Source organism: Stenotrophomonas sp. YJH_SMC_14-1 (assembly GCF_059372275.1).
In genome coordinates this window covers 76,059-96,534 of sequence record NZ_JCAFVK010000006.1, presented here as the reverse complement: position 1 = coordinate 96,534, position 20,476 = coordinate 76,059, and the positions used below count along the sequence as shown (strand labels likewise).

Here is a 20,476-nt window from a genome sequence, read left to right as displayed (position 1 = left end):
GCTGGCCGGCAACCCGGGCACTCCGTGGCAGCCGTACAATGCGCGCATGCCTGGCCTGCTCAAGACCCTGTTCCTGTCCATCGTCGCCCTGATCGGCGGCGTGCTGTCGCTTGCCCTGGTCAGCAGCGTCGCCAGCTGGCTGCCGCCGCTGCTGGGCCTGTCACCGGACAACAACAGCATGCAGCTGGGCTGGGATCTGGCCTTCAGCGTGCTCGGCGGCATCGCAGGCATCGCCTTCGCCACCTACTACGCGCCCTGCTGGCCGCGTTCGCACGGCTTCTCGATCTGGTCGCTGATCGCACTGGGCTGCGGATACGCGATGTGGACCGCAGGCGCGGATTTCCCGCTCTGGTTCGTCATTTCGCTGTTGGCATCGCTGCCGCTGCAGCTGCTGGTGGGCTGGTGGTTCGGCCGCCGCCCCTCGCGGGATCCGCGCTGAACGTATGCAGGTAGTGCCGGCCGCTGGCCGGCAACCTCGGCCATCCTGCAGTTGCCGGCCAGCGCCCGGCACTACCGCTTCAGCGACGGCAGCGTCTGCTTCAACCGCGCGATGCCCTGCCATGGGTCACCCTTCAGCCGCTTCGCGCGCGCCAGTGCCTTGGCCATCGGAAACGCGTCGGCCGCACTGACGCGTGCAAGCTCTTCCCAGCGCAGCGGCACCGCCACGCCGGCAGCATCGCGCGCGCGCAGCGACCACGAACACACGCTGGTCGCACCGCGTGTGTTGCGCAGCCAGTCAATGAAGATCACGCCGCTGCGCTTGGCCTTGCTCATCGTCGCCACGTAGCGATCAGGCTGCTCCAGCGCCATTGCCTGCGCGAACGCCTCGCAGAACGCCTTCGTCTCGTCCCATCCGGCCTTGGGCTGGAGCGGCACCACCACGTGCACGCCTTTGCCACCGGACAGCCGCACGAAGCTCTGCAGGCCCACCTGCTGCAGGCGGTCACGGACATCGCGCGCAGCGGCCTTCACCTGTGCCCAGTTCACCCCTTCGCCGGGATCGAGATCGAACACGAGGCGGTCTGGATGCTCGGGATCGGCCACGGTCGCGCCCCACGGATGCAGCTCCAGCGTGTTCATCTGCACCAGCTGCAGCAGGCCCCGCGCATCGTCGACGTAGACGTAGTCCTCGCGGCCGCTCTTCTGCTGCAGGGGTACCGCATGTACCGCGTCCCCCAGGCCGGGGCCATGGTGCTTCTGGAAGAAGCAGGCCTTGCCCACGCCCTCCGGGCAGCGCAGCAGTGACAGTGGACGTCCGGCGATTTCGGGCAGGATCCAGCGCGCCATGCGCTGGTAGTAGTCGGCCACGTCACCCTTGCGCAGTTTCTGCCTTGGAAACACCACCCGCTCCGGATGAGTGATCTCGACCTCGCCTCCGGTTTCGGCATCTGCGGTGCTCATTCCCAGGTCCTCCTTCTGCTTGTCGCTGCGCAGTCGCTTGAAACTGGCCTGGCGCAGCAGGCCTTCCTTGCCCCAGCCACGGAAGGCCACCTCGGCAACCGCCACCGGCTTCACCCAGCGTACGCTGGCAGCGCGGAACGGCACATGCGCCGGCAGCTGCAGCACGGGCGTCTTCACCGCCAATGGCTGCAGTGCCTTGAGCAGCGCGCGCAGGCTTTGGTCGTCGAAACCGGTGCCAACGCGGCCCACATAGCGCAAGCCGCCCTTGTCCGGCGTCGCCAGCAGCAGCGAGCCGAACCCCACCCGTGAACCCTTGGGTGCCGTGTAGCCGACGATCAGGAACTCGTCGGTGTCTTCGTGCTTCACCTTCACCCAGCTGCGCGCGCGGGTATTGACGTACGGGGCATCCACCTGCTTGCTGACGATGCCTTCGAATCCGGCCTTGCCACTGGCAACGAACACCTGCGGGCCATGGTCGATCACGTGCTCGCTGAAGGCCAGGGTGCCAGGCGCGGGCCCAATGAGCTCTTTCAGGAGTGCTTTGCGCTCCAGCAACGGCGCACGACTGATATCCGCTCCAGCCACGCCCGGAAGATCGAACACGATGTAGCGCAGCGGTTGCTTCGAACTGCCGTCGATCACCCGCTGCAACGCTGCGAAGTCACTGCGTCCTTCCTTGTCCAGCACCACCAGTTCGCCGTCCAGGCGTGCATCGCGCACCGGCAGCGCCTGCACGGCCTGCACCACTTCGGGAAAATCACCGGTCCAATCCAGACCATTGCGGGAGCGCAGCTTGACCTCGCCATTGTGCAGATCAGCCAGCAGGCGATAGCCATCCCACTTGATCTCGTGAAGCCAGCGGTCGCCGTCCGGCGCACTGTCGCGATGATCGGTCAACTGCGGTTTGAATGCATGCGGGTAGGGTGCGTCACGTGCGCCGTGCAGTTGCAGCGCGCGTGCATGCCAGCGCACATCGGCCTTGCGTGTGGTCGTGCGTGCGACGGGTGCAGCTCGCGCCGTCTTGTCCGCGGAACGCTTCTTCGCCGCAGGTGTTCGTTTCGGCATCGGTGCCGTCAGCAGGTCATCCGCCTCCGCGTCGCGCGCTTCCCCGTCACCGCGCTTGATCAACAGCCACTGCACCTGGCGTCCCTTCATCGCGGTCCGCACCAGCTTCCAGCCACCGGCCAGGCGTTGTCCATGCAGCACGAAGTCGATCTTGCCCGCCGCCAGTGCCTGCAGTGGATCGCCTTCACAGGCCCAGGTGCCGTGATCGAAGACTTCCACGTGGCCCGCACCATAGTGACCTTCAGGAATGTCTCCCTCGAAACCGGCGTAGGACAACGGATGGTCTTCCACTTCCACGGCCAGCCGCTTTTCACCGACGCGCAGGGAAGGCCCCTTGGGCACCGCCCAGCTCTTCAGTACGCCGTCCATTTCCAGGCGGAAGTCATAGTGACGCGAGCTGGCATGGTGCAGCTGGATGACAAAGGTCGGCCGCCGCTTCGGGTCGCCCGGTGCGGGCGTGTCGTCGGGCTCCGTTGTCTGCCCGGCGCCACCGCCAAGCCGGCGTTTGCGCCGATACTGGTGCAACGACATGGCTCACCCCGCCTTGCGTCGGGGTGCGGTCTTCTTTGCAGCCTTCTTCGTTGTCTTCTTTGCGGCCTTCTTCACTGGCGACTTGGCGGCTGCTTTGCGCGTTGCGGCCTTCTTCGCTGGCGTTCGCTTGTTCGCATCCAGGCTCTTCTGCAGCAGCGCCATGAAGTCGACCACATTGGTACTGGCGTCCTCGCGCGGTGCCGGCTCATCGTCCACCCGCGTGGTGCCGCCCTTGGACTTGATGCGCTTGTTCAACACCTGCTGCAGGCGCTCGCGGAATTCATCGTGGTACTGCGACGGATCCCAATCGCCGGCCATCGACTCGATCAACTGCTCGGCCATCGCCGTTTCCTTGCTGGTGATGCGATAGTCGGACAGCTTGCCGGTGGGCAGCTTGTAGTCCTCGGGATCCACCAGTTCCTGCGGATAGCGCAGGATCATCAGCACCAGCGCGTCCTCATGCGGCATCACCGCACACAAGTACTCGCGCGTACGCACCACCACCCGCGCGATGCCCACCTTGCCGGTGCTGCGCAACGTTTCGCGCAGCAGCACGTAGCCCTTCTCGGCCTTCTTGCCGGGCACCAGCAGATACGGTTTCTCGTAATAGCGCGGGTCGATCTGCGCCGCATCCACGAATGATTCCACCTCCACCGCTTCGTGGCTTTCCGGCGCAGCCGAGCGGATATCACCTTCCTCCAGCACGACATAACTGCCCTTGTCGTACTCATAGGCTTTGACGATGTCCTTCCAGGGCACTTCCTCGCCAGTGTCGGCGTTGACCCGTTCGAAACGGATCGGCTTGCGGTCGCGGGAATCGAGCATGCGGAACTGCAGGTCGACCTTGCGTTCGCCGGACATCAGCGACACCGGCACGTTGAGCAGGCCAAACGACAGCGTGCCGGTCCAGATCGGGCGGGCCATGGGCGTACCTTTGGCGGGGCAGGGCATCCAGCTTCGGATGGGCGGTGTAAACCACCCGTGTCGATACCGTGCACGTGGGTTCTACGCAGATGCGGTAGTGCGGGCCGCTGGCCGGCAGAGCTCGCGGCCTGAAGTTTCCTGGGGTTGCCGGCCAGCGGCCGGCACTACTGCAGCAACGGCCTCACCGCCGCCGCCGGAATATGGTCCAGCGCGCGCCAGGCGTCCTCCACCACCGGCCGCGCCTGCGACCAGCCCAACCGTGACTGCCCGCGCATCTGTTCCCAGTGCTCGGCCAGTTCCTCGCAGGTATCGGCGGCATCACCGCGTGGCCAATCCGCGGCATGCGTGGTCAACGCGAAGGCATACACCGGACACAGGTCGCGCCAGTTCCGGTGGCTCTGCCCGCGGCGCTCCTCGTAGTCGCTGAGCATGTACTGCAGGTAGTCCTGCGCCACCGCCTGGGGGTCTTCATGGCGACGCGTACGGCGCTGTGCGGTGCGCTGGCCGAGCGGATCGAGCAGGGCGTTGAACACGGACGGTGCGGGTCGTTCAAGACGGGGCATGGCCGGCTCCTGCAGCGGGGGCGGGTGGGCAGGAATACGCGCGGTGCCGTTACCGGGGGGTGAGCGAGATGTTCATGACGCCAGGTTCGCGGCAGCTTTACCTTGCCGGCGGTGTAGTAGGAGCCCCCCGAGCGCAGGTAGCCAGACCATGAGCCGAGAGACCTCCCGAGACCCGCTGCGGGAAAACCACCCGCCCATTCCCGGTGAACAGCGCGGCAAGCGCGATGCCGACAACGCCGACTACCGCGGCACCGGTGCGCCGTTCTTCGATGCTGCGCAGGGCGACGAACACCTGCCGGTGAAGCACGAGGCTGAACAGGCGGCCCAGGACCGCAAGGATGGCGGCGACCGCCATCGCGGTGGCCAGGAGAGCCCGCTCAAGCGCCGCGAGCGCAAGCAGCGCGCCAGCGACAACCAGGACGAGGCGCTGGAGGAAACCTTCCCGGCCAGCGATCCAACCTCGCCGTTCGTGCCGGCCAAGGCCCCCGATTGACGGGTACTGCCGGCCGCTGGCCGGCAACCTCCTGACGTCGTGCACGGCGCAATGCCGGCCAGCGGCCGGCACTACCCCTTTCAGCGCCACGACCATTGCAGGCCGACGTTGGCTCGCCGTCCCGGTCCCGGCTCGTAGAAGCGACCATTGCCGTCATTGACGATCACCGAGCCGATGTAGGCCTGGTCCAGCACGTTCTCCAGCCGGGCGAAGGCGCGCAGCTCGCCGCCCGGCAGCGTCCATCGACGGCCGGCTTCCAGGTGCAGCAGGGCGTAGCCCGGCGCGCGCTCGGTGGCCACGTCATTGACCACGGTATCGCTGCTGGCCATTGCCTCCAGCGCCCACTGCCAATCGGCAGGGCTCCACTGCAGCCGGGCGAAGGCCTGCTGGCGCGGCACGCCGGGCAGACGGCTGCCTGCAGCGACCAGGGTGTTCGAGGTCAGGTACGGCGAGCGCACCTGCGCCTGCAGCCAGGTCCACGCCAGCTGCAGTTCCAGTTGCTCGGCCAGCGGCTGTCGGTACTGCAGCTCCAGCCCCTGGCGGCGGGTGCGGCCAATGTCGCGGTAGGTGCTGCGTCCGCCGATATTGCTGGCAACGGCCAGCTCATCGTCGGTATCTACACGGAACAGGCTGATATCGATTTGGTTGCCATCCTGTGCGTGCCACTTGCTGCCAACCTCGATGGAGCGGCTGCGCGCGGCGGCCAGATCCAGTGCCAGCCCGGCTTGGCCGTCGGCGCGATAGCCCAGTTCGTTGAAGGTGGGGGTCTCGAAACCACGCCCCACGGCCGCGTGCAGCCGCCACTGCGGGCTGGCCTCGAAGCTGACGCCTGCCACCGGCGTGATCGCCTGGTAGCGGCGGTGGCCACTGTCGTCGGGGTTGGCGCCGACGATGTAGCGGTCATTCGATTCGAATCGCACGGCGCTGTGGCGCAGCCCGGCCAGCAGCGACCAACGCGGGCTCCATTGCCACCAGGCCTGGGCGAACTGATCCACGTTCTGCACGACGTCGATCTGGTCACGACGCAGCCGCCCACGCACGCCCAGGGCGCTGCCGATGAAGTTCTCGAAGCCGGTGCGGTGCTGGCGCTGGCGGTCGGCGCTGAGCCCGGCTACCAGGTCCAGCGGTCGCCCGGCCAGATCACCGTGCCAGCCCCAGCGCGCGTCCAGCCCGCCATAGCCGCCCTGCAGATCGATCACGCCGCCGGCATGCAGCGGGCTGTTGGTCTGGGGTGCCGGCGGAATCGGCAGGTACTGGCGTACCGCGCGCTGGCCGGCATAGCCCATCAATTGCCAGCGCTGCGCTCCCGTTTCACGGGTCCAGCGCAGGCCGGCCTGCTGCTGGCGCACGGTTTTGCGGGTGTTGTACTGGTGCGCGACTGCCGTGGCCTGGCGCGGATCAGCCGCCACCTGGGCACGGGTCAAGCCCAGCGGATCCTGCGCACCGGGGGCGTCAAGCGCATTGAGCAGCAGCTCCAACCGCCCACCGCCCAGCTCTCCACCGATGCGTGCGTTGAGCGATTCACGGCGCGCGCGGCTATGGTCCCGCCAGCCATCGGTGCGGAAGTGATTGGCGGCGATGTTGTAGTCCAGCACTTGACCGGCACCCTTCAGCTGCGCACCGACACTGAGCGTGTTGTCGGCGCCGGCATTCACGCGCAACCGCCACGGGTCAGCGGCCTGGCCCTGCGCGCTCCAGACCTGCAGCACGCCGCCGGAGGAATTGCCGTACAACGCCGAGAACGGCCCGCGCAGCACCTCGATGCGCTCGGCGCCCAACAGGCTGGCATGCGACAGCTGACCCTGGCCGTCCGGCATGGTCGCCGGCACCCCGTCGATCAGCACCCGCACCCCGCGCACGCCAAAGGTCGAGCGTGCGCCGAAGCCACGAATCGACAGCTGCGTGTCCTGGGCGAAGTTCTGCCGGTCACGTGCCAGCAGTCCGGGGACTCCGGCCAAGGCCTCAGACAGCTGCGCGCCGGTGCCCGCGCGGCTGGCGTCGATCCAGACCGTGTCCTGGCTGGCCGGCAGCGCGAACGGATCGATGCCCGGCACCCGGGCGGCCTGTACCTGCACCGCAGGCAGGGCGGTGGGCGCAGGCTCGGCCACGGCCGTCCAGGGCGACAGCAGCAGGGCGGACAGCGGCAGGCAACGGCGTCGTGCGGCGGGATTCATGATTCAGGTTGATGGATCGGGCGGCAACGCACGCCATGGTACGGGGCCGCAGATGACGATGGCGGCGGCCAGCCCCGGCAGGCTTTGTTACGATGGGCTGTTTCCGGCCGAAAAGCCGCGGACCGCGTAGCGCACTTCCTCCCCCTTTCCGTCTACCGAACGAGTACCGCCGTGTCCTTCTTTGCAAACGTGGAACTGGTCCCAGGCGACCCGATCTTGGGCCTGACCGAGGCGTACAACGCCGACAGCCGCCCGACCAAGGTCAACCTGGGTGTGGGCATCTACTACGACGAGAGCGGCCGCATTCCGCTGCTGCGCGCCGTCAAGCAGATCGAGCAGCAGCTCGCCGCCGAGGCCAAACCGCGCGGCTACCTGCCGATCGATGGCCTGCCGGCGTACACGCAGGCCACGCGTGAGCTGGTGTTCGGCAAGGACTCGCCGCTGCTGGCCGCCGGCCGCGTCACTACCGCACAGACCGTCGGCGGCAGCGGTGCGCTGCGCGTCGGCGCCGACGTGCTGAAGAAGCTGCTGCCGCACGCCACCGTTGCGCTGAGCAACCCGAGCTGGGAAAACCACCGTGCGGTGTTCAGCGCCGCCGGTTTCGACGTGCTGGATTACACCTACTTCGACCCGGCCACCCATGGCGTCGATTTCGACGGCATGCTGGCCGACCTGGGCAAGCTGGACGCCGGCACCGTGGTGCTGCTGCATGCCTGCTGCCACAACCCTACCGGTGCCGACCTCACGGTCACCCAGTGGAAGCAGGTCGCGCAGCTGCTGAAGGACAAGCAGCTGTTCCCCTTCATCGACATGGCCTACCAGGGCTTCGACAAGGGCATCGAGCAGGACGGCGCCGCCGTGCGCATCATCGCCGAAGCCGGCATCGACAGCTTCATCGTCGCCAACTCGTACTCCAAGTCGTTCTCGCTGTACGGCGAGCGCGTGGGTGCGCTTTCGATGGTGGCACCGACCGCCGCTGACGCCAAGGCGGTGCAGTCGCAGGTCAAGCGCGTCATCCGCACCATCTACTCCAGCCCGTCCACCCACGGTGCCGCGCTGGTGGCCGGCGTGCTGACCAACCCGGAACTGCGTGCGATGTGGGAGCAGGAGCTGACCGAGATGCGCGAGCGCATCCACGCCCTGCGCCAGGGCCTGGTCGAGAAGCTGGCTGCCGCTGGCGCGCCGCAGTTCGGTTTCATCAACGAACAGGCCGGCATGTTCTCCTACTCCGGCCTGAGCCGCGAGCAGGTCGAGCGTCTGCGCGACGAGTTCGGCATCTACGCCGTCGGCACCGGCCGCATCTGCGTGGCCGCGCTGAACCAGAACAACCTGGAGTACGTCGCCAAGGCCGTGGCCACCGTCGCCAAGGGCTGAAGCAACGCTCCAGTGGCTTGAAGACAAAGGCGCCGAAAGGCGCCTTTGTTTTTTGCTCTTGCTCTTGTCATTGCCATTCCCACCGCGCTCGCGGCGAACCAGGAAGCGCAGTGAGAGGGGCACCGTGGCCAGGACCGTGAGGCGCATGGATGCGCCGATCGAGCCCCCAGGGATGGGTTTACGGCGTGTCCTGGCCACGGTGCCCCTCTCGCTGCACCTACATGAAGAGAGGGCGCCACGAGCGCAACGCATCTGGAAACGATTACGACTCCCCGCGCTCACGCACGCGCTGGCCGGAAGGGCGACAATAGGCGTTTTCCCGCTGCCGAGACCTGCCCGACCATGTCCCGTACTTCGTTGACCCGCTTCCTGATCCAGGAACAGCACGCCGGCCGCATCAATGCCGACCTGCGCCAGCTGATCGCGGTCGTCGCCCGCGCCTGCACCAGCATCTCCATCGCCGTCAGCAAGGGCGCCCTCGGTGGCGTGCTCGGCGACGCCGGTACCGGCAACGTGCAGGGCGAAGCGCAGAAGAAACTGGACGTCATCAGCAACGAGATTCTGCTCGAAGCCAATGCCTGGGGTGGCCACCTCGCGGCCTGCGCCTCGGAGGAAATGGACCACAGCCAGCCGGTACCGGACATCTACCCGCGCGGTGATTTCCTGCTGCTGTTCGATCCCCTCGATGGCAGCTCCAACATCGACGTCAACGTCTCGGTCGGCACCATCTTCTCGGTGCTGCGCTGCCCGACCAACGTGGAGCTGCCGGGCGATGACGCGTTCCTGCAGCCGGGCAGCAAGCAGATCGCCGCCGGCTACTGCATCTATGGGCCCAGCACCCAGCTGGTGCTGACCGTCGGCCACGGTACCCACGCTTTCACCCTGGACCGCGAGAAGGGCGAGTTCGTACTGACCACCGAGAACATGCAGATTCCGGCGGCCACCCAGGAATTCGCCATCAACATGTCCAACCAGCGCCACTGGGAAGCCCCGATGCAGGCCTACGTCAGTGACCTGCTGGCCGGCAAGGAAGGCGCGCGCGGCAAGAACTTCAACATGCGCTGGATCGCCAGCATGGTGGCCGACGTGCATCGCATCCTGACCCGCGGCGGCATCTTCATCTACCCGTGGGACAAGAAGGATCCGACCAAGGCCGGCAAGCTGCGCCTGATGTACGAGGCCAATCCGATGGGCCTGCTGGTCGAACAGGCCGGCGGCGCCGCCTGGACCGGCCGCGAGCGCATCCTCGACATCCAGCCCGACCAGCTGCACCAGCGCGTGCCGGTGTTCCTGGGTTCGCGCGAGGAAGTGGCCGAAGCCGTGCGCTACCACCACGCGCACGACGACGCGCAGGGCTGATTGGCGGTTGCCTGACGACGGTCATGGCAGATCGATGACATGACCGTGGGGTGACACCGAGGGCGGCAAACGGCACCATCAAGCCGTTGCCGCCTAAGGAATGCACGCATGCACGAGCAGGGCCCGGTCGATTTCATCGAGGTCATCCACAACGCGGTCCCCAGCGAGGTCTGCGCGGCGATCGTCGAGCGCATGCGGGCGGCGCGTGGCCTGCAGCCCGGTGCCGTGGGCAGTGGCGTGTTCCCGGAACTCAAGCACAGCAAGGATCTGCGCATCAGCGGCCTTGATGGCTGGCAGGATGTGGACCATCAGCTGCAGCACGCGGTGTTCACCGGCCTGCTGACTTATCTACGCCGTTATCCACAGGCGTTGATCGCGCCGCTGATGTTGCAGATCCAGGACAGCAAGGGCCAACCGCGACGCCTGTCTGCCGAGGACTTCCCTGACATGCCGCAGCAGCAGCTGGCCGACCTGGCCCGCACCTGCCTGCGCCCGGGCGCCATCAACCTGCAGTGGTATGCGGCGGGCGAGGGCGGTTATCCGTACTGGCACTGCGAGCTGTACCCCAAGGATGCGCAGGCCGAGACCCTGCACCGGCACGTGCTGTGGACGCTGTACCTCAACGAGGAATTCGAAGAGGGCGAGACCGAGTTCCTGTTCCAGGGGCGGAAGATCGCACCACGCACCGGCAGCCTGCTGATTGCGCCGACGGCGTTTACGCATACCCATCGTGGCAACAGGCCGCAGGGTGGCGACAAGTTCATCGCGACGAGTTGGATCCTGTTCCAGAGCGCGCAGAAGTTGTTTGGAGGAGGGTGAGGTCATCGTACTCCTCCCGATTGGGGCCGATATCCAGGCAAGTTCGTTATGCCGTCGGTGGTTTACCGGGCCTCAGGAGAGCAGTAGTAGTCGCCGCCCCTGTCCGAGTCCCAGTAGGTTCCTCCATAGAGCTTCACCGTACTGCCTCTTGTCGTCAGCTCTACCGAGCGCGCCAGGCGATCCTCGCAGAAGACCATCAATCTGTAATGGCGCTGCCGTTTGTCTTTCTGCAGTCGCCACCGCTTCTCTGCGGCTTGTTTGATGAAGAAAGCGGCGATCTGCTCTGGATCAGATTCGAGTTCGGCGTCGAAGACGGCCCCCAGGAACGTGACCTTCGGTAAGAACTTAACGTTCGTGGGATGGCCGCCTGAAGGGAGTTCAAAGGTCTCGGTAGCAGCGCGCAGTTCTGCTTCTGTTGGCTCTCCGGTCCAATCGCCACCTCCGATGGATCCAAACATTGAAAGATAGGTACCGCCTATCAAGGCCGCAATGACAGTGCACAGGAGCAGATGGCGCAACGGTACCTTTTTCAAGGCCCATTCCCCGACTGTCGTTGTTCGTCGCTACTTGAATCCCGCAAGGCTTCAGTCGTCTTTGCCCCGAGCACCGGATCATTGATGCTCGACGGAGCTGGGCGCTTGCGAGGACGACGGCGATACAGGATCCCTCCCGCTGCCCCACCAAATACGGCAGTGCCGAGGCCGACCAGCTCTTCGCTGCCTAGCGGATCCGCTGACAGCAATTTAGCTGCCGTCAGTAGAAGAAAGTTCAATGGGAGCATCCACAGGAACGCGATGCCCAGCCAGTAGATGATCTTCATTTCATGCGCTCATGGATCCGGAAACACCGACTTGAACCAGTAGGCGGATATGCTTCGCATCCATGATGCTGAACTCTTTCGTCTCTAGCTCGCGCAACTTGCGCATGTCTATTCCATGGAGTCGAAACATCGAAATCAGCTCTCTTACGCTGGCCTCATCCACAGCCGACCGATCCATGGAAACAATGCTCCTGCTGAGAGATCCTTGGACGGGAGCCACACCTTGCGCCCTCGCTTCTGGAGGAAAATTCAGCTTCGTCCAGCCGTAAATGAAACCTCAGGAATTTGATTTCCAACCTCAACATGTCCAGAGCGCGGAAAAGTCGCTGGGCGTAGACTGATTCACCCGACTATTGGGAGAGACAAGGGATAGCCAGGGATTGGAGACCCAGCCTTGCCATACACTTGGCCTTCTCGACGAAGATTTCCTTGCATCGACATGTGCACTGTAGATCGAATGATGTGTCCTCGATTCGAAGCAGCCTTTCGAATCGAGGACACATCGTCCCAGCCCGCATTCGTCTCCGGCACGGCATGGCTACTCCCTCAGTAGCCTGATGCTGTGCTCCACTCTGTATTGAGATATGGGGAATTGGCAGCGCCTAATGTTGATTGTTCCCATCTGACCGGCACTTCCTAATAAATCCATCTCTGAACTCGTTGGGCCTTTGCGCACTGCCATTCGTCGTTAGGCGAACAAAAAGTGGCCCCTGGGGCTGTCCAGTTGCCATCGCGAACAGCGCACTCTGACCTTCTGGTCCATCGTGCACTGCAACCAGCGTGAACTCGCCTTTGGCGTACTCTCCACGGCGGCGCTCGCCGATTGTGAAGCCGGGATGTCCACCAATCAGTACGTCAATACGGCGCTTACCGTCTACGAACACCCCGGTTTCAAAGTCAGGCCCAGGAGCGTCGGATTGAAAGCGCATGCCAGATTGAGCCTCTGCGCATACGTTGAATCGCTTACTTATGGGGGCCAGCTCCTTAGCGTGGCAGCCCAGCATCATATAAGCGACTAAACTGCACAGTATGGCCGTCCTATTTGCACCCACACCCTTTGATAATTGCCTCATTGCCCGCCTTTAATACGTCTTCTATGTTTTTTTCATTGACGGAGTTCATGTTAATCACCCTGCCCATGATTCCGGTTCCGTAGTCAGGCAATCCCATCAGATGCCCTGCTTCATGAGCGAAGGTGGCTGCGCCCCACTGTCCAGGCAGATACCATACGCCCTCATTCATCCACACCCGATTTACCCAAGACTCATGATCGCCCTGGCGAATCGACACGGCATTGGTTCTGACAGGATCGTACTTGTCCATTTGCATGACAACCGTCGTGACCTGGTATTTCCCGAATCTCCCAGTCCATGCCTTTTCGATTGCACTGGCCATCGCAGCCGCCTGAGCATTGCTTCCATTCTGGAAATTGATTGGCAAAGCGATGCCAACATTATTTCCTGATTTGGTGCATGCATATGCGATAAGCCCCAGAGGATCGACATTGCTCATGGGATTGCCACCAACATATGCGTAGGTGTTGGTTCCCCCTGCCAATCCAATCGGATCACTCTGCACGTACCGGCCAATACTCGCGTCATAGTCGCGGAAGCCGTTGTACCAGAGGCCGCTTTCCGCGTCGTAGTACTGGCCCGGGAAGCCAATGTTCAACCCGCCAATCTCATCCTTCTGGACGCTGCGTCCATAGGCGTAGTTGTACGCCTTCCAGACGGTCTGCTGGCTTGGGCTGGTGACGAACTCCGGGCGTCCCAAATGATCGGTATGCACGTAATTGTGCTGCCCGCTGCGGGCCAGCCCCACCAGTTCGCCTTCGAACCAGAAGTAGTTGGTCCACACGCCATTGTTCAGTTCGGTCATGAGCTGGTTCTGACCGGCGTACCAGTAGTGACTGTTGGTGTTCTGGTTGATCTTCGCAACACGCTGCCCCTGCGCATTCAACACGTAGTCGGTCGCGGTGCCCCCGATGTTGCTGCGGCTCATGCGATTGAAGGCGTCGTATTCGAAGGTGCTGATCCGGCTGCCCGCAGTCTCGCTGATACGATTTCCCAATGCGTCGTACTGATACTGGCGGCTACCGTCCTGGTTGGTGTAGTTCAGCACCCGGTTGCTCCCAGGGTCGATGCTGTACTGGGTCAACTGATTGCCGGCCTGATAGCGGTCGTGATTGCCGCCGGCGTCGTAGGAAAGATTGTTGGTGACGCCAAACCGAGTCAGCTGGGTCAGTCGGCTCAGTGAGTCGTAACCGATCAGCTGCGTCATGCTCGGGTCGACAGCGTCGACGATGGCGGTGATTTCTCCATCACCACTGTACTGGTAGTCCCAATAGCTGACCTTGCTGCTGTTGGGTCCCCAGACCGACATTGCCGTCAGCCGTCCCTCCGGATCGTGGTTATAGCCCCGGCCGAGGCCATTGCCATAAGCCAGCCACCCGCGCGCTCCCGTGGCCTTCCAGCTTGCCTGGGAAATGATCGAACGCTGCGTGCCGTCTACGGTTGCCACCAACGCGCTTGGTTTTCCGTGGGAACCATAGGAGTAGGTTGCCTTGTCACCATTGGGATAGGTGATCTCACTCAGGCGATTGATGCCGTCGTAGCCATACGTCGTACTGTAATCCGTCTTCTGACCAGACAGATCTGTGAAGTCGCGGCGTATCTGCAGCGATCCATTCGCGGTGTAGGCAAAATGTGTTGCTGTTCCCGGCCCCGAGGTGCCGCACAACAGTCCTTTACCATTGCCACACCAGTCGTAGCTGTAGCCCAACGTCCGGTCCTCCGCACTCGCAGAGGTCATGCGACCCAGGCCGTCATAGTCGAAGGAAACAACGCTTCCATCCGCTCTGGTCGTCGATGTCCGTAGACCTGCGGCGTCGTACTGGTGCTGTGTCGTTCCCGTATCCGGGCTCACCTGCTTCCACATCTGGCCGAAGCCATCAAACTCATAGGTGGTGACCAGATTGCGGGGATCGCTCACTCGGATTGGACGATCTGCATGATCGTACGCAATCTGCGTCTTCCCTCCAGCAGCATCGATTGATTGGATCAAGCGACCGCGAGCGTCGTAGCTCATCCGGGTAACCCGATTCTGCGAATCGGTGACCTGGGTGACGCGTCCCTCCGCGTCATAGGCATAGCGCACATTCTGTACGCCGTTGCCGCGCTCGACGATCACACGGCCCAGTTCGTCGTACTCGTATGTGTTGACGGAGACAACAGCGTTCAGCCCGATCAGGGCAAGCGTCAGTGCTGACATATGGACAGTCCTTTGTTACCGAGGCCGTTCGCAGGTGATGCGACCACAGCTTCCCTTGTTGTTCTCAACCGACAGGAAGACCTTTGCTTCAGCGCCCCAGGCAACGCCGCCGGACGCCATTCTCGCCACGTACGAGAACGTTCGATTCCCGCTGCCCGGATTATTCGGCCCAACGCTGCGGCTGAACCTGGCCACGCCACCGGGTGGCACCGGCGCGGAGAGTGCGATGTTTTCGTTGGGCTGATTGAGGCCGAACGCGAGGTAGGTATCGCCTGGATTCCAGACCACATTGCTTGTGTTGCGGAACTCGAAGATCAATGTTGAGGAGCCGCCATTGAAGATCTGGTACGGATAGGCCGACGCGCCAACGACTTCGGCGTTGCGCACTACCGCGGGAACTGTGAACGTACCCGAGCGATTGAGCAGCAGATGAGCCTGGCCCGAGTGCGAGATGCCGTGGACGTAGATGGGCTTTCCGCCATGTGCGTTGCGCATATTGGAGTCCAACGTGAAGCCAAACCAATACGCCCCTTGCGATTGGCATGCGGCCTTTACGTCATCGTTCGGAACCAGCGTGCCGGTAACGCTCCCAAGATACGTACCAGCGCCTGCCGGCCCTCCCGCATAGATGTGTACGGTGGTGGCCGCGTTGACGCCCACGGAGCATGCCCATCCTTGTACGGAGAAGTTCCAGTTCGCGTCGTTCGTAACCCCTGCGACGTCTCCGATGATCGTTGCCGTTGGAATGGCGAAGTTGCCGGAGTTGCCCAGCGCTTGGTTGTGCTGTGCTCCCTTCGGAGATACACCGTAGATGGAGAACTTGCGGCCACCCAGCTGCTGCCTCTGGGCCAGCGATATCGGCAGCTGGTATCTGTAGCCATTGCCTGAGGCTTGGCAGGCGGCAGCAACCCCTGGCTCGCTGGCGAGGTTTGCCTGGGTGCTTCCCAGGTAGACGTTGCCTTCGGCGTAGCCATCCACCTGGATGGATCCGGCCGATCCGGTGGAGCAGGCCCAGCCTCGAGCGAACCAGTTCCACTGCCCGTCATGGGTGATTTCGTCAATCATTCCCTTAACTGCCGTATCGATCGGATAGTCGGTCTGTGAAACCTCGGTACGCGTGCGATTGGAAGCGTTGTTGTAGCTATGACGGGTCCACGCCCACGTACCGTCTCCCAGCGAGCGGACTTCATGCGTCAGGCGGCGTCCTGCATCGTAGCCGTAGCGTACCGTCACGCCATCGGGCTGGGTGAGCGAGGCGATGTCGCCTGCGGAGGTGTAGCCAATGGCTGTGGTCGCCCAGCCGGTTCCCGAGCTGGTTCTGTCGGACACAACGCGGCCACGACCGTCATACGTCAGCTCCCGCACACCACCGTTCGCATTGACGATACGTCCCGGCAATCCCAAGCCGTTGAAGTTGGAATAGCTGATCGTATGACCGAGAGCGTTGGTGGTGCTGGTCAGATCGCCCTGGTTGTTGAAGGTCGAGGTGACGTCATCCTGCGGAAGCGGGCCATCGATCTTGATCGAGGCCTTCAATCCATTGGCGTGATAGCTATAGGTGGTGCGGGTTACCCGCGTCTGGCTGGGCACCCCACGTGCCGTCAGATTGCGCTCAGTCACGCTGGCTACGTTTCCGCGATCGTCATAGGTGTAGGCGACTTCAAGATCACCCACCACCGTGGTCTTGAGCAGCCGGTTACGCGCGGTATCCCACTCCTGCAACGTCGTACGTTCGGCCGTGCTGCCGACCGCTTCCACCCGCTTCAGCAGGTAGCCCTGTGCGCTGTAGTCGAAGTTGGTCAGATTGTCCTGGAAATCATGGACCAGATCAGGGTACCCATTGGCGTCGTAGCTCTGCTCCTTGTAGCTGGCAGGGCAGTTCGGCGACGGATCACCCTTGGTCGACACCATCTTTCCGTCCTTGAACGTGTAGGTGGTGCTGCGGCCAAGAGGGTTGATCACAGTGACATCGATATCGACGGGCCGCGTAAGGCTCGGCGCAGCGGCGGCGGTCATGCCGAGAGCGCTCTCCATCGGCAGCGAATCGACAGGCAGCGAGCGCGGCTGGTAGCAGATGCGTGAGCCTCCGGGGCGCTGCTCGCACCATCCACGCTCTTCGTCGGCGCGGACACCGCCCGGTCGAGCGGGGGCGGGGGGCGGAAGCACCGGTTCGGTGCTGCGCACGGCGTAGCTGAAGCGGAATCGTTCGATGCCGCCATTGTGCTCGGTGCTGATGGCGCGCCGCTCCGCGTCGTAGGCAAACGTGGAATAGCGCACGCCGTCCAAGGACTTGCCGGTCAGGGCACCCGGGAAGCGGCCGTCTTCGTAGTGGTAGCTGATCGTCGTTGCAGGAGCGCTTGGCAATGTCGTGCTGGCGAGCCGACCACGCCCATTCCCGAACACGTTGGGGGTATAGGTGTAGCGGTAGATGTTGCCGGCCGGGTCGGTCACCTGGGAGACCTGTCCATTGGTCCAGCCAAAGCTGATACTGCGTCCCGAGGAGTGGGTGACCTTCTGCAGGTAGTGATCGGTATAGGAGAACGTCCAGCTCACACCTTGCTCATTGCTGAGCCGGGTGATGTAGCCCTCGGCGTTGTAGATTTCCGTCCCGTTGTTTTCGTTTCGAAGCGTGAACGTGCCGTCTCCGTTCGCGGCGAGATACGCGATGGGCTGGGCCTTGTCCTCGTACCAGCGGCCGCTGGCTGGATCCTTGAGATACTTGATGCGGCGACCGTCGGGCCGTTGTACCCACGCCAGCTGGTTTGCATCGGTGAACGCGAGCGAATAGTCGAAGTTGCTCAGCCAGTGATTGCCGAACAGGCCGGTCGCGCTCCAGTAATGATTGTAGTTCCGCTGCAGGAACAGGCCCATTTCGCCCTGGCTGGCGAAATCGAGTTCCGGCTCGACCTTGTTGCCGCTGTAGAGCACGACAGGATTGCCCTTGCGGCCATTGCAGTCCTTCTCCTTGTCATCGGTCGGCTGTTCCTTCGCCGTTTCGGTCGGAATTGCACCGCCGCCACCGCCATTGTCCATCTGTGACTCGGACAGGTGGACACCACTGCCGCCGCCAAATCCAAAACCGCCTGCACCGCCACCTCCAACGGGGAGCGTGGCGGTGACTTGAACGGTTTCGAGGGTGTTTGCCGCGGTTGCCAATGTCATCGGCAGGGAAAGCAGCGGCAGAAGAAGAAGTCGGGACTGCAAGGTGTTCCGTGTTGCAACGTGCATCATGCGCTTGCCTAGCTCCTCATCCGAGACCGACTCATTCAGTCATCGGGAATTCATGTTTGTAACGAGTGTATGACGGCACGCTGCAACGGTGCAATGGAGGCACGTAATGTTTCTCGTGCATTGCCCATCAATGAGCTGGGCACAGCACAGCGCGACGAATCGCTGGTGCATACGCCAGCAGATGTACACACCTCAGAAGAGCGAACCCTGTGGCGAATCCTTCTTCGGCGGCAGCGGCTTCTGGAACCGGCTGCAATCCAGCTTCGGCCAATGGCTGTTCTGCACATTGAAACCGAGACGCTTTCGCGCCAGCTTGAAGCGGTTGTTCAACAGATCGGCATACACGCCCTGGCCACGCATGCGGGTGCCGAACTGGCTGTCGTAGTCCTTGCCGCCGCGCAGCTGCTGGATGGTACTCATCACATGCGCGGCGCGATCGGGATGATGGGTGTCCAGCCAGTCGCGGAACAGCGGCGCCACTTCAAGCGGCAGGCGCAGCAGCACGTAACCGGCTGTGCTGGCGCCGGCATCATGTGCGGCCTCCAGCACAGCTTCCAGTTCGCTGTCGTTGATCCACGGAATCACCGGCGCCACCATCACTCCCACCGGAATGCCCGCTTCATGCAGGCGCTTCATCGCGCGCAGCCGTGCATGGGGTGCGGACGCGCGTGGTTCCAGTTTCGCGGAGAGATGCGGATCCAGCGAGGTCACCGAGAAGTGCACGCTGACCAGGTTCTCCGCCGCCAGCGGTGCGAGCAGATCGATATCGCGCTCGACCAGCGCGTTCTTGGTGATCAACGAAAACGGATGCTTGGTTTCCAGCATCACTTCGATCAGCTGGCGGGTCAGCTTGAACTTGCGCTCGATCGGCTGGTACGCATCGGTGTTGATGCCCAGCGCGATCGGCTGTGGCACATAGCCCGGCTTCGACAGTTCCTTGCGCAGCAGCTGCGGCGCATTGGTCTTGGCGAACAGCTTGGTCTCGAAATCCAGGCCCGGCGACAGGTTCAGATAGGCATGCGAGGGGCGCGCGAAGCAGTAGGAGCACCCATGCTCACAACCGCGGTACGGATTCACCGACTGGCTGAAGCCGACGTCCGGTGAGGTGTTGCGGCTGATGATGCTGCGTGCGGTCTCGGCGCGTACTTCCGTGCGCAGGCGCGGGGCGAGGAATTCTTCGCTCTCGTCCACGGCCCAGCCGTCGTCCACCGCCTCGCTGACGGTGCTTTCAAAGCGCCCGGCAAGGTGGGACGTGGAACCTCGGCCCTTGATCGCGATACCCATTGCGGCAGGTTACGCCGCAGCCGTCTCAATGGCTGCGACGGCTGCCTGAAGGGTTCAGGGCAAGTCTGAGCCGAGCGTGGGCTCGGCTCTACAGTGGATACGGATACCTTCTGTAGAGCCGAGCCTACGCTCGGCTGCAATACATCAAAGCAGCGCCAAGTACCCGCGCACGGTTGCATCCAGCCCGTCATACAGCGCCTCGCCGATCAGCGCATGGCCGATCGACACCTCCAGCACGTCCGGCACGTGGGCCAGGAAATCGCGCAGGTTATCCTGCGACAGGTCGTGCCCGGCGTTGACGCCCAGGCCCACCGCCTGCGCCCGCCGCGCCGCAGTGGCGAACAGTTCCAACATTGCCGCAGCGTCGCCGGCCGCGTGTGCTTCGGCGTAGGGGCCGGTATACAGCTCGACACGATCTGCACCGACTTCGGCCGCTTGCTCCAGCAGTGGGTTGCCAGCATCGACGAACAGGCTGACCCGGCAGCCCATCGCCTTCAGTTCGGCGACCAGTGGTCGCAGCCGCTCGGCATCCCGCTCGAAGTCGAAGCCATGGTCGGAGGTGATCTGTCCATCACCATCCGGCACCAGCGTCGCCTGCGCCGGGCGGGTCTGCGCGCACAGCGGCAGCAGGCCTGGGTAGCCCTCGCGCGGCGGCGCGAACGGGTTGCCTTCAATGTTGAACTCGACACCACGCGCGCGGGTCAGCGTGGACAGCGCCAGCACGTCCTCGGCGGTGATATGGCGGCGGTCCGGCCGCGGGTGCACGGTGATGCCATGCGCACCGGCATCCAGGCAGGCCTGGGCGGCACGCACCACGTCCGGTTCGGCGCCGCCGCGCGAATTGCGCAGGACGGCGATCTTGTTGACGTTGACGCTGAGCTGGGTCATGGAACGGAACTACTTGGAAAGAGGGGACGGATCGTGGTCGTTGGCGTCGTCATTGCGGCGGGCCTGGGCCTGCTCGCGCAGGCGGCGCAGTTCCTCGGCATCGACAAGGGTGGCAGGGTCCCGCTGAAGGTCGCCGAAGCGGGCCACATAGCGACCGCGCACCCAGGCCAGCAGGAAGGCGAGGGCGGCCAGCAGGCACAGGGTCATCAATGCGGCGCTGGGGGTCTTCAGGGCGATGGCGAAACAGCCCAGCGCCAGCAGCAGGTACAACCAGTACATA

At 63.6% G+C, this 20,476-nt stretch carries 16 protein-coding genes; 5 read left to right on the top strand and 11 right to left on the bottom strand.

Features of this window, described 5'->3' with window-relative positions; genetic code table 11:
• Positions 1-46 precede the first annotated feature (46 nt).
• A complete protein-coding gene (locus AC5P9P_RS14690) occupies positions 47-439 on the top strand; it encodes a hypothetical protein (RefSeq protein WP_049402959.1) in 393 nt (130 codons plus the stop codon).
• Between the two features lie 71 nt (positions 440-510).
• Here the strand turns inward: AC5P9P_RS14690 and ligD are convergent, their stop codons facing one another.
• From ligD to AC5P9P_RS14675, 3 genes are all read right to left on the bottom strand, one after another.
• Complete coding sequence (ligD, locus tag AC5P9P_RS14685; RefSeq protein WP_111109091.1) at positions 511-2,997, bottom strand: DNA ligase D; 2,487 nt, start codon at positions 2,995-2,997, stop codon at positions 511-513.
• Positions 2,998-3,000: 3 nt separating this feature from the next.
• Positions 3,001-3,921 (bottom strand): non-homologous end joining protein Ku, encoded by a 921-nt coding sequence (gene ku, locus AC5P9P_RS14680; protein WP_005411774.1) that lies wholly within the window; start codon positions 3,919-3,921, stop codon positions 3,001-3,003.
• A gap of 164 nt (positions 3,922-4,085) precedes the next feature.
• Positions 4,086-4,484, bottom strand: a complete 399-nt coding sequence (locus AC5P9P_RS14675; protein ID WP_014035432.1) for a hypothetical protein — start codon at positions 4,482-4,484, stop codon at positions 4,086-4,088.
• Positions 4,485-4,632: 148 nt separating this feature from the next.
• Between AC5P9P_RS14675 and AC5P9P_RS14670 the strand changes: the two genes are divergently transcribed.
• Positions 4,633-4,977, top strand: coding sequence for a hypothetical protein (locus AC5P9P_RS14670; RefSeq protein ID WP_033833524.1), 345 nt, complete (start codon positions 4,633-4,635; stop codon positions 4,975-4,977).
• Positions 4,978-5,057: 80 nt separating this feature from the next.
• Here the strand turns inward: AC5P9P_RS14670 and AC5P9P_RS14665 are convergent, their stop codons facing one another.
• The gene (locus tag AC5P9P_RS14665; RefSeq protein WP_033833523.1) at positions 5,058-7,151 is read right to left on the bottom strand and encodes a TonB-dependent receptor family protein; all 2,094 of its coding nucleotides are present in this window, start codon (positions 7,149-7,151) and stop codon (positions 5,058-5,060) included.
• Between the two features lie 171 nt (positions 7,152-7,322).
• Here AC5P9P_RS14665 and AC5P9P_RS14660 point away from each other — a divergent pair, with 171 nt between their 5' ends.
• From AC5P9P_RS14660 to AC5P9P_RS14650, 3 genes are all read left to right on the top strand, one after another.
• Positions 7,323-8,525, top strand: a complete 1,203-nt coding sequence (locus AC5P9P_RS14660) for an amino acid aminotransferase (RefSeq protein WP_033833522.1) — start codon at positions 7,323-7,325, stop codon at positions 8,523-8,525.
• A 342-nt stretch (positions 8,526-8,867) separates the two neighbouring features.
• Positions 8,868-9,884, top strand: coding sequence for a class 1 fructose-bisphosphatase (locus tag AC5P9P_RS14655; protein WP_495232893.1), 1,017 nt, complete (start codon positions 8,868-8,870; stop codon positions 9,882-9,884).
• Positions 9,885-9,992: 108 nt separating this feature from the next.
• Positions 9,993-10,703, top strand: a complete 711-nt coding sequence (locus tag AC5P9P_RS14650) for a 2OG-Fe(II) oxygenase (protein WP_049432435.1) — start codon at positions 9,993-9,995, stop codon at positions 10,701-10,703.
• Positions 10,704-10,765: 62 nt separating this feature from the next.
• On the opposite strand, the gene AC5P9P_RS14645 is transcribed toward AC5P9P_RS14650, so the two are convergent.
• From AC5P9P_RS14645 to AC5P9P_RS14615, 7 genes are all read right to left on the bottom strand, one after another.
• Positions 10,766-11,236, bottom strand: a complete 471-nt coding sequence (locus AC5P9P_RS14645; protein WP_239501114.1) for a hypothetical protein — start codon at positions 11,234-11,236, stop codon at positions 10,766-10,768.
• Entirely contained in the window at positions 11,233-11,523 is a 291-nt protein-coding gene (locus tag AC5P9P_RS14640) for a hypothetical protein (RefSeq protein WP_049432437.1), read from the bottom strand. Before AC5P9P_RS14640 ends, AC5P9P_RS14645 begins: the two co-directional genes overlap by 4 nt.
• A gap of 1,038 nt (positions 11,524-12,561) precedes the next feature.
• Positions 12,562-14,793, bottom strand: coding sequence for an RHS repeat-associated core domain-containing protein (locus tag AC5P9P_RS14635; protein ID WP_049432440.1), 2,232 nt, complete (start codon positions 14,791-14,793; stop codon positions 12,562-12,564).
• A gap of 15 nt (positions 14,794-14,808) precedes the next feature.
• Positions 14,809-18,024: a DUF6531 domain-containing protein gene (locus tag AC5P9P_RS14630; RefSeq protein WP_495232892.1), complete on the bottom strand. Its 3,216-nt coding sequence runs from the start codon at positions 18,022-18,024 to the stop codon at positions 14,809-14,811.
• A 192-nt stretch (positions 18,025-18,216) separates the two neighbouring features.
• On the bottom strand, positions 18,217-19,308 hold the full coding sequence (locus tag AC5P9P_RS14625; RefSeq protein ID WP_111188695.1) for a PA0069 family radical SAM protein: 1,092 nt from the start codon (positions 19,306-19,308) through the stop codon (positions 18,217-18,219).
• A 144-nt stretch (positions 19,309-19,452) separates the two neighbouring features.
• Positions 19,453-20,196, bottom strand: coding sequence for a pyridoxine 5'-phosphate synthase (locus tag AC5P9P_RS14620; protein WP_005411743.1), 744 nt, complete (start codon positions 20,194-20,196; stop codon positions 19,453-19,455).
• Positions 20,197-20,205: 9 nt separating this feature from the next.
• Complete coding sequence (locus tag AC5P9P_RS14615) at positions 20,206-20,475, bottom strand: hypothetical protein (RefSeq protein WP_049402918.1); 270 nt, start codon at positions 20,473-20,475, stop codon at positions 20,206-20,208.
• Position 20,476 lies beyond the last annotated feature (1 nt).